Source organism: Brevundimonas sp., assembly GCF_036405315.1.
Taxonomy (GTDB): domain Bacteria; phylum Pseudomonadota; class Alphaproteobacteria; order Caulobacterales; family Caulobacteraceae; genus Brevundimonas.
In genome coordinates, this window is record NZ_DASWXW010000101.1 from 1 (window position 1) to 9,668 (window position 9,668).

Sequence of the window (9,668 nt, forward strand, 5' to 3'; positions counted from 1 at the left end):
CGCCAGCAAGGCCGGCCTAATCCTACTATAGCCCCTTGGGCGGCAGTTAGGAGCAGGTCGGCGGCGGAGGCAAGCTTGGCCTCAGAGCATTGCGTGGATCAAAGCGCCTTTACGGCTTCCAACACCTGCTCGGCGTGACCCTTGACCTTGACGTTGCGCCAGGCGCGACGAACCGCGCCCGCGCCGTCGATCAGGAAGGTGGCGCGTTCAACACCCATGTATTGGCGGCCATAGAGCTGCTTCTGAACCCAGGTTCCCCAGGCTTCGCAGACCGCGCCGTCCTCGTCGGAACCCAGGACCACCTTGAGGTCGTTCTTGGCCTTGAAGCGGTCTAGCTTCTTTACCGCATCGCGGGAGACGCCGATGACCACGGCGTTGGCGGCGGCGAACTGATCGGCCAGCGCCGAGAAGTCCAGTCCCTCGGTCGTGCAGCCGGGCGTGTCGGCCTTGGGATAGAAGTAGAGGACGACCGACTGGCCTCTCAGCCCGTCCAGCGTGACGCGGCCGCCGCCATCGGTGGCGAGATCGAACGCGGGGGCGGCCTGGCCTTCGGTGATGTTGGTCATCCTCTTTGCTCCTTAGACCGGCCGAACCAAGACGATCTTCTTCTTGCCGGCCGCCAGCTTCAGCACGCCGTCGGCGTTGACGTCGGCGTCTTCGATCAGGCGGGCACCGTCGGCGATGGCTTCGTCGTTCAGGCGCAGACCGCCGCCTTGGGCCAGGCGACGGGCTTCGCCGTTGGAGGCCGTCAGACCGGCCTTGGCGACGACGGCGGCGATCATGGCGCCGATCACCTGGTCACGCGGCAGCTCGACGGTGGGCAGGTCAGCCGACAGCTGGCCCTTCTCGAAGGCGGCTTCCGCGGCGGCGCGAGCGGCCTGGGCGGCCTCGGAGCCGTGCAGCATCGAGGTCGCGGCGTCGGCGAGAGCCTTCTTGGCTTCGTTGATGCCGGCGCCTTCCATGGCTTCATAGAGCGCGATCTGGTCCAAGGGCAGGTCGGTGAACAGGCGCATGAAGCGGCCGACGTCGGCGTCCTCGGCGTTGCGCCAGAACTGCCAGTAGTCGTAGGGGCTCAGCTGCTCGGCGTTCAGCCAGACAGCGCCCTGGGCCGTCTTGCCCATCTTGCCGCCCGAAGCCGTGGTCAGCAGCGGCGTGGTCAGGCCGAACGAGGCCTTATGGTCCACGCGGCGCACCAGATCGACGCCCGAGGTGATGTTGCCCCACTGATCCGAGCCGCCCATCTGCAGCGTCACGTTCAGCGAACGGTTCAGCTCCAGGAAGTCCACCGACTGCATCAGCATGTAGTTGAACTCGAGGAAGGTCATCGGCTGCTCGCGCTCCAGGCGCAGCTTGACCGAGTCGAAGCTCAGCATCCGATTGACGGTGAAGTGGGTGCCGTAGTCGCGCAGGAACTCAACGTAGCCGAACTTCGACAGCCATTCGTCATTGTCGACCATGACGGCGTCGGACGGGCCGTCGCCGAAGGTCAGGAACTTCTCGAACACGGTCTTGATCGAGGCGATGTTGGCCTGGATCGTCTCGTCGGTCAGTTGCGGGCGCGAGGCGTCCTTGCCGGTGGGGTCGCCGACCTTGGTGGTGCCGCCGCCCATCAGGACGACGGGCTTGTGCCCGGCCTGCTGCAGGCGACGCAGCATCATGATCTGGATCAGGCTGCCGACGTGCAGGCTGGGCGCCGTGGCGTCGAAGCCGATGTAGGCCGTCACGATCCCGTTCGAGGCGGCGTCGTCGAGCTCCACCGGGTGCGTCACCTGGTGGATGTAGCCACGCGATTGCAGGGTCTTGAGGAAGTCGGACTTGAAGGCTTGGTCGGTCATGGACGGCTCCGTAGCAGGGATGCCGGCGGCCGTCTTCCTTGTCGGGAAGTCGCGCCGCCAGCGAAGGCGGCACGAGATCGCGGCCGCTCGCTAGCTCAGCGAACGGTAATACAGGCCGGAAATGGCGCGGGCGGCGATCATGGGCGCTAGCTACGGCGTGCGCGACGTGGCAGTCAACCCGCCATGACGACCTCCTCCTCGACCAAGACCCTCCGCGTGCTCGGTTTCATGACCGGCACCTCGCTCGACGCCGTGGACATGGCGGTGATCGAAACCGACGGCGAGAACATCATTAGCTTCGGTCCCGCCGGCGAGATGAAGCTGGACGCGGAAACCCGCGTCATCGTCGAGGACGCCATCGAGGACGCCCTGGACTGGGAGCGCGACGAGGAGGAGCCCGAGAGCTTCGAGGACGCCCGCATGGCGGTGGCCGACGCCCATCTGGCGGCGGCGCTCGGCTTCATGGCGGTAAACGGGGTCAAGGCCAGTTCACTGGATCTGGTCGGGGTGCATGGCCAGACCGTGCTGCACGAAGCCCCGACGCCGGACCTGCCGGGCCGGACGGTGCAACTGATCGACGCCTTGAGCGTGGCCGAGGGGCTGGGCGTGCGCACCGCCTATGATTTCCGCAGCGCCGACGTGGCGGCGGGCGGGCAGGGGGCGCCGCTGGCGCCAGTCTATCACGCGGCCCTGGTGAAGAAGGCCGGCCTGAGCGGGCCGGTCGCCGTGCTGAACCTGGGTGGGGTCGGCAATATCACCCTGATCCGCGCCGACGGCGGGCTGGAAGCCTTCGACACCGGCCCGGCCAACGGCATGGTCGACCTGTTGGTCCAGTCGCGCGGCAAGAAACGCATGGACGAAGGCGGCAAGCTGGCGGCGGCGGGGACAGTCGATCAGGCCGTGCTGGCGGCCTATCTGGCGCATCCCTACTTTGCGGCGAAGGGACCGAAGTCGCTGGACCGTTTTGACTTCTCGCTGGACCCGGTGGCGGGTCTGTCGCTGGAGGATGCGGCGGCGACGTTGACGGCCTTCGCCGCCGAGGCCGTGGCGCTGGGCGTAGCGCGCTGTTCCGAGACGCCGGCCAAGGTCGTGGCCTGTGGCGGCGGGCGGCATAATCCGGTCCTGCTGGCGGCGATCCGCGAGCGCGCGGGCGTGCCGGTGACGACCGCCGAGGATGAGGGTTGGCGCGGCGACTCGATCGAGGCCGAGGCCTTCGCCTTCCTGGCGGCGCGCTGCCTGTTGGGTCTGCCGATCAGCTTCCCCGGCACGACGGGCGTGCCGGAGCCGATGACCGGCGGCCGTATCGTGGAGCCCGGCGAACAGTGACCACGGCCGCGACGCAGCGTCTCTGGGGCGTCGCCAGCGGCATGGCGGCGGGCGCTTTGTGGGGGCTGGTCTTCCTGGCGCCAAAGGTCGCGCCCGAGGCCTCGCCGATGATGCTGACGGCGGGGCGCTACCTGGCCTATGGCCTGATCGCGGCCCTGCTGATCGCCCCGCGCTGGCGGCGGGTCACGGCGGCGCTGGATTTCAAGGCGTGGCGGGCGCTGGCCTGGCTGAGCCTGGCCGGGAACATCGTCTATTTCGTCTTTCTGGTGGTCAGCGTCCATTTCGCGGGCGTCGGCGCCTCGGCCCTGATCGTCGGCATGGTGCCGGTCGTGGTCGCCCTGTGGGGGCTGAAGGACAGGGATTCGCCGCCGTTGGCGCGCGTGGCGCCGCCCATCGCGGTCGCGGCCCTGGCGGTCGGCCTGATCGGTTGGGAATCCCTGAGCCAGACCGGCAATGCGGGTCATGACGGGGCTCAGACCCTGATCGGTCTGGCCTGCGCCCTGGCGGCCCTGCTGTCGTGGTCGGCCTTCGCGGTCGGCAACAGCCGATGGATGGGACGGCTGCCCGATGTCTCGCCGCACGACTGGTCCTTGCTGACGGGCGTCGTGACGGGCGGGTTCGCTCTGTTGCTGGCGGTTCCGGCGATGCTGACCCTGGGCGTCTGGTCCGGCGAGGCCTGGGTGCGTTTCCTCGGCGTCAGCGTCGGCGTCGCCGTCTTCGCCTCCATCATCGGCAACGCCTTCTGGAACCAGGCCAGCCGCCTGCTGCCCCTGACCATGCTGGGTCAGATGATTGTGTCGGAAACCCTGTTCGCCTTCCTCTACGGCTTCCTGTGGGAAGGCCGTGGGCCGACGGTCATCGAGGTCGTGGCCATGATCCTGATGGTGGTCAGCGTCATCTGGTGCGTGCGGGCCCACCGCCCGGCGGCGCTCGCGGCGGCGGAGGGCGATCACTGATACGCCAAAATTCGGCCATCAGAAGCAGGCGCTATCTGCCGACTCGGGAGGGGTAGATGATCGCATTGCTAATGGCGCTGGCCTTGCTTGGTTCGCAGGACCTGCGGGCGGAAGCGGACACAAACAGGCCTGACCAGCGAAGGTCCGAGATGGGATTCGGGCAAAATCTGGCCCAGTACGAAGCCAATTTCGCCCGCTACCCGCCATGCACGCCATGACCCAAGGCAGTTGAACATCCTCGCGCTTACCGCGTTGATCCATCAGCGGACCGGGCCCCTCTGGCGACCCTATGGGAGAAGATGGTCGTGATGTCGGGCCGCGCCGGTCGTCCGCTCGGGCGTCGGCGGCGTGAACGGTCCAGAGGCGCGGATGGAGTTCCTGACAGTCGAATGGATGGGCAAGCCCGCGTGGATGTGGGCGGGTTTTCTAATGGTCGTGGTCGCCTTGCTGGCCTTCGACCTGGGGGTCCTGCACCGCAAGGCGCATGAGATCGGGGTGCGAGAAAGCCTGCTGTTGTCGGCCTTCTACGTCGCCGTCGCCCTGTTGTTCGGGATCTGGGTCTGGGTGCGGCTGGGGGCGGACAGCGGGCTGGACTATTTGACCGGCTTCGCCATCGAGAAGAGCCTGGCGATGGACAATGTCTTTGTCATCGCCATGATTTTCGGCGCTTTCGGCATTCCGCGCCTGCATCAGCACCGCGTGCTGTTCTGGGGCGTGCTGGGCGTCATCGTGCTGAGGGCGGTGATGATTGCCGCCGGAGCGGCCTTGGTCAGCCGCTATGAGTGGGCGCTCTACCTCTTTGCCGGCTTCCTGATCTTTACAGGAGGACGGATGATCGCCACCAGCCCCGCCGAGGAGGCGCAGATGGGGCAGGGCATCGTAAAGTGGCTGAGACGGCGCGTAGCTGTGACGGACAGACTTTACGGCGCGCACTTCTTTGTGCGGGAGCCCAATGCGGCGGGGCGGATGGCCTGGCACGCCACGCCGCTGTTTCTGGCCCTGGTGACGATCGAGTTCGCGGACGTGATCTTTGCGGTGGATTCGGTGCCGGCGATCTTCGCTATCACGACGGACCCCTACATCGTCTACACGTCCAACATCTTCGCCATTCTGGGCTTGCGGGCGCTCTATTTCGCGCTGGCGGCGGTGATCCACCGCTTCGCCTACCTGAAGCAGGCGCTGGCCATCCTGCTGGTCTTTATCGGGGGGAAGGTCATCGCCGCGCCGCTGATGGGGCTGGAGAAGTTTCCGCCGGCGATCTCGCTCGGCGTGACGGCCGCCATCCTGGCCGCGGGCATTCTGTGGTCGATGTGGAAGACCCGGGCCGAAACCCGGGTCGACACATAAATCGCGCTTAGGCCGGGTTTTCGGCCAGACGCTTGTCCAGATAGGCCCCGACGCGGCGTTCCACCGCGCCGATGTGGTCCTGCCAGAAGTGGCTGGCGCCTTCTTCCAGTTCATAATCGATGACGATGCCTTTTTGCGTGCGCAGCTTGTTGACCACGCGCTCGACTTCGACCGGCGGGACGACGGTGTCGGCCGTGCCATGCAGGAACAGGCCCGATGCCGGGCATGGGGCCAGGAAGCTGAAGTCGTACATGTTCGAGGGCGGCGACACCGAGATGAAGCCGTCCGTCTCGGGGCGGCGCATCAGCAGTTGCATGCCGATGTAGGCGCCGAACTGATAGCCGGCGACCCAGGTCTGGGTCGCGGCGGGGTTGTTGGCCTGCAGCCAGTCCAGGGCGGTGGCCGCGTCGGCCAGTTCGCCGATGCCGCTGTCGAACTCGCCCTGCGACTTGCCGACGCCGCGCGAGTTGTAGCGCAGGGTGGCGAAGCCACGCTGGACGAACAACTGGTGCAGCGTCACCGCCACCGGGTTGTTCATGTGCCCGCCCGCCTTGGGGTGGGGATGCAGGATCAAGGCGATCGGCGCATTGGGGCGCTTGCCGGGCGAATAGCGGCCTTCGATGCGGCCCGAGGCGCCGGGAAGAATGACTTCAGGCATGGATCAGCGGAATCCTGTCTTCAACTGTCGTTTCGCGGGCGGACAATACTTGACCAACGCAGTAGGACTTTCTAAGTCCGCTCGGCGTGACGCACTTGTCTGCGAGGGCGCGGGTTCTAACACATGAGCCCCGAAAAGCGTGAAATTTTTGAGGGCATTCCATGCGCCTGTCGACGAAGGGACGATACGCCGTGATGGCGATGGCCGATCTGGCGCGCAACGGCGCGGACCGGGCGGTTTCGCTGGCCGAGATCGCCACGCGTCAGGAAATCTCCCTCAGCTATCTGGAACAGTTGTTCGCGCGCCTGCGCAAGAGCGGTCTGGTCAAGAGCGTGCGCGGTCCCGGCGGCGGCTATCGTCTGGCGCGCGAAGCCTGTGAGACCGCCGTGGCCGAGATCGTTCTGGCGGTGGACGAGCCGATCCGCGCGACCCGCTGCGTCGGCGCCGGATCGCCCAAGGGCTGCATGATCAAGGGCGAACGCTGCATCACCCACCACCTCTGGGAAGACCTGGGACAGGAGATTCACCGCTATCTCGCCAGCGTCAGCCTGGAGGACGTGATCCAGAACCGCACCGGTCAGGCCCGCATGGGCGCGGCCCCGGCGGCCGCGCTGGGCATGGAGGCGGCGGCGTGAGCGTCTATCTGGATTACAACGCCTCGGGTCTGGTGCGACCCGAAGTACAGGAAATCATGGCCAAGGCTCTGGCCGACAACGGCAATCCGTCGGCGGTTCACGCTGCGGGACGTCGGGCGCGGGCGCGGGTCGAAACGGCGCGGGCTCAGGTGGCTGAACTGGTCGGGGCAGATCCGACCGCCGTGGTCTTTTCCTCGGGCGGCACGGAATCCAACGCCCAGGCCATCGTCAGCGCTTTGGCGGCGGGCTGCGAGCGGCTGATCGTCGGGGCGACCGAGCATCCGTGCGTGGCCGAGGCGGCGACGGCGTCGGGCGCGCCGGTCGAGGTCCTGCCGGTCGATGCCAACGGCGTGGTCGATCTGGTCTGGCTGGCCGAGGCGCTGGCGCGTCCTGGCCGGGCGGTCGTGGCCATTCATCATGCCAATAATGAAAGCGGCGTGATCCAGCCTATCGTCGAGGCGGCGGCTCTGGTCCGCGCGGCGGGCGGCTGGCTGCACGTCGACGCCATCCAGTCGGCGGGCAAGATCCCCGTCGATATGCGGACGCTGGACGCGGACAGCCTGACCCTGTCGGCGCACAAGCTGGGCGGGCCGCAGGGCGTGGGCGCTCTGGTGCTGAAGGAAGGCGTCGCCGCCGTCCGCATCCTGCATGGCGCCGGTCAGGAGCGCGGCCTGCGCGCCGGGACCGAGAACGTGCCTGGCATCACGGGTTTTGGCATGGCCGCCGATTGCGCTGGGCGCGATCTGGACGAGGCCATGGCGCATGTCGTCTGGCGCGACGCCGCTGAGGCGAAGGTCAAGGCGGCGGGCGCGACCATCATCGGCGGCGCGGCTCCGCGTCTGCCCAACACCCTGTTCATGGCCGTCGAAGGCTGGGACAGCCCGCAGCAGTTGATCACCCTGGACCTGGTCGGGGTCATGGTCTCCGCCGGCTCGGCCTGTTCGTCGGGCAAGGTCAAGCCGTCGAAGACGATCAGCGCCATGGGCCTGGAACACCTGGCGACCGGGGGCGTGCGCGTTTCCGGGGGCTGGGGCACGACGCAAGGCGACTGGGATCGGTTCGCCGAGGCCTGGGTCACGGCCTGGAACAAGCATCAAGCGCGCCTGTCTGAGCGCGTGAAGGAAGTCGCGTAAGTCATGGCTGCTGTTAAGGAAACTGTCGATGCTGTCGCCGCTCTGGAAAAGTATGAGCACGGCTTCACCTCGGACATCGAAACGGAATATGCGCCGCGCGGCCTGAACGCCGACATCATCCGCTTCATCTCCGAGAAGAAGGGCGAGCCGGAATGGATGCTGGAATGGCGTCTGGCCGCTTATGAGCGCTGGCTGGCGATGGAGGAACCGACCTGGGCGGCGGTGAAGTACGAGCCTGTCGATTATCAGGACCTCTACTACTACGCCGCGCCGAAGCAGAAGGAGGGGCCGAAGTCCCTCGACGAGGTCGATCCCGAGCTGCTGGCCGTCTACGCCAAGCTGGGCATCCCGCTGAAGGAGCAGGAAGTGCTGGCCGGCGTGCAGGGCGCGCCCAAGGTGGCCGTGGACGCTGTGTTCGACAGCGTCTCGGTCGTGACCACCTTCAAAGAAGAGCTGGCCAAGGTCGGCGTGATTTTCATGCCGATTTCCGAGGCCTTGCGCGAATATCCTGATCTTGTGCGTCAGTATCTGGGATCGGTCGTGCCGGTGTCCGACAACTATTTCGCGGCGCTGAATAGCGCGGTCTTTTCGGACGGGTCGTTCGTCTACATCCCGCCGGGCGTGCGCTGCCCGATGGAGCTGTCGACCTATTTCCGCATCAACGCCAGCCAGACGGGCCAGTTCGAGCGGACCCTGATCATCGCCGACAAGGGCAGTTACGTTTCCTATCTGGAAGGCTGCACCGCACCGATGCGCGACGAGAACCAGTTGCACGCGGCGGTCGTGGAGATCGTGGCCCTGGACGATGCCGAGGTGAAATACTCGACGGTCCAGAACTGGTATCCCGGCGACGCCGAGGGCAAGGGCGGCATCTACAACTTCGTCACCAAGCGCGCCGACTGCCGCGGAGACCGCTCGAAGGTCAGTTGGACCCAGGTCGAGACCGGCTCGGCCGTCACCTGGAAGTACCCGTCCTGCATCCTGAAGGGCGAGGAAAGCTCGGGCGAGTTCTACTCCATCGCCATCACCAATGGGCATCAGCAGGCCGACACCGGCACCAAGATGATCCACCTGGGCAAGAACTCGAAGTCGCGGATCATCGCCAAGGCGGTGTCGGCGGGCAAGTCGGACTCGACCTATCGCGGCCTGGTCTCGGTGCATCCCAAGGCGACGGGCGTGCGCAACTTCACCCAGTGCGACAGCCTGCTGATCGGCAAGGAGTGCGGCTCGCACACCATCCCCTACATCGAGGCCCGCAACGGCTCGGCTCAACTGGAGCACGAGGCGACGACGACGCGCCTGTCGGAAGACCAGCTCTTTTACGCCCAGCAGCGCGGCCTGTCGGAAGAAGAGGCGGTGGCCCTGCTGGTCAACGGCTTCGTCCGCGACGTGATGCAGAAGCTGCCGATGGAGTTCGCCGTCGAGGCGCAGAAGCTGGTGGCGATCAGCCTTGAGGGGAGCGTGGGGTGAGCACTGTCGAAGAATTCGCCCGGCGTGTTTCCAAGCCGATGTGGTTCGACGGGACTAGCGAAGACGCCGATGGCAAGCCGGTTCGCATGTATTCTGTGGTCACGCCGGTTGAGTTGGTGCTCCAGCATTTCGATGATCAACTCGAACCGATCTCGCTCCAGCCCGGAACCAAGCTTGTGATCGTCGGCGCCGCAGATGGCGACCCCAAGCTTCTTTGGCTTGAGATCGACGATCCCAGTCAAAGGTGGGTGAACGCCAACGTCGTTCTGGCACCGCATCAAATTCGATATCTTTGCGAGGCTGGCGAT

The 9,668-nt window shown here is 66.3% G+C and carries 10 protein-coding genes; 7 read left to right on the forward strand and 3 right to left on the reverse strand.

Going from position 1 to position 9,668, the window contains the following annotated elements:
- Window positions 1-98: 98 nt before the first annotated feature.
- Together VGE49_RS06060 and tyrS are read right to left on the reverse strand one after the other, a co-directional pair.
- On the reverse strand, window positions 99-566 hold the full coding sequence (locus VGE49_RS06060) for a peroxiredoxin (RefSeq protein ID WP_331033662.1): 468 nt from the start codon (window positions 564-566) through the stop codon (window positions 99-101).
- A 12-nt stretch (window positions 567-578) separates the two neighbouring features.
- The gene (gene tyrS, locus VGE49_RS06065; protein WP_331033663.1) at window positions 579-1,835 is read right to left on the reverse strand and encodes a tyrosine--tRNA ligase; all 1,257 of its coding nucleotides are present in this window, start codon (window positions 1,833-1,835) and stop codon (window positions 579-581) included.
- A 183-nt stretch (window positions 1,836-2,018) separates the two neighbouring features.
- On the opposite strand from tyrS, the gene VGE49_RS06070 reads away from it, so the two are divergent.
- From VGE49_RS06070 to VGE49_RS06080, 3 genes are all read left to right on the forward strand, one after another.
- A complete protein-coding gene (locus tag VGE49_RS06070; protein WP_331033664.1) occupies window positions 2,019-3,161 on the forward strand; it encodes an anhydro-N-acetylmuramic acid kinase in 1,143 nt (380 codons plus the stop codon).
- The gene (locus tag VGE49_RS06075) at window positions 3,158-4,117 is read left to right on the forward strand and encodes a DMT family transporter (protein ID WP_331033665.1); all 960 of its coding nucleotides are present in this window, start codon (window positions 3,158-3,160) and stop codon (window positions 4,115-4,117) included. Before VGE49_RS06070 ends, VGE49_RS06075 begins: the two co-directional genes overlap by 4 nt.
- 369 nt (window positions 4,118-4,486) lie before the next feature.
- Complete coding sequence (locus tag VGE49_RS06080; RefSeq protein ID WP_331033666.1) at window positions 4,487-5,464, forward strand: TerC family protein; 978 nt, start codon at window positions 4,487-4,489, stop codon at window positions 5,462-5,464.
- Window positions 5,465-5,471: 7 nt separating this feature from the next.
- On the opposite strand, the gene VGE49_RS06085 is transcribed toward VGE49_RS06080, so the two are convergent.
- The gene (locus VGE49_RS06085) at window positions 5,472-6,122 is read right to left on the reverse strand and encodes an alpha/beta hydrolase (RefSeq protein WP_331033667.1); all 651 of its coding nucleotides are present in this window, start codon (window positions 6,120-6,122) and stop codon (window positions 5,472-5,474) included.
- A gap of 161 nt (window positions 6,123-6,283) precedes the next feature.
- Here VGE49_RS06085 and VGE49_RS06090 point away from each other — a divergent pair, with 161 nt between their 5' ends.
- The 4 genes from VGE49_RS06090 to VGE49_RS06105 all read left to right on the forward strand — a co-directional run.
- Complete coding sequence (locus VGE49_RS06090) at window positions 6,284-6,757, forward strand: Rrf2 family transcriptional regulator (protein ID WP_331033668.1); 474 nt, start codon at window positions 6,284-6,286, stop codon at window positions 6,755-6,757.
- Entirely contained in the window at window positions 6,754-7,890 is a 1,137-nt protein-coding gene (locus VGE49_RS06095; protein WP_331033669.1) for a cysteine desulfurase family protein, read from the forward strand. The genes VGE49_RS06090 and VGE49_RS06095 overlap by 4 nt, the downstream gene beginning before the upstream one ends.
- Before the next feature lie 3 nt (window positions 7,891-7,893).
- The gene (gene sufB / locus VGE49_RS06100) at window positions 7,894-9,360 is read left to right on the forward strand and encodes a Fe-S cluster assembly protein SufB (RefSeq protein WP_331033670.1); all 1,467 of its coding nucleotides are present in this window, start codon (window positions 7,894-7,896) and stop codon (window positions 9,358-9,360) included.
- A partial coding sequence (locus VGE49_RS06105; RefSeq protein ID WP_331033671.1) for a hypothetical protein occupies window positions 9,357-9,668 on the forward strand: 312 nt, incomplete at its 3' end. The genes sufB and VGE49_RS06105, both read left to right, overlap by 4 nt.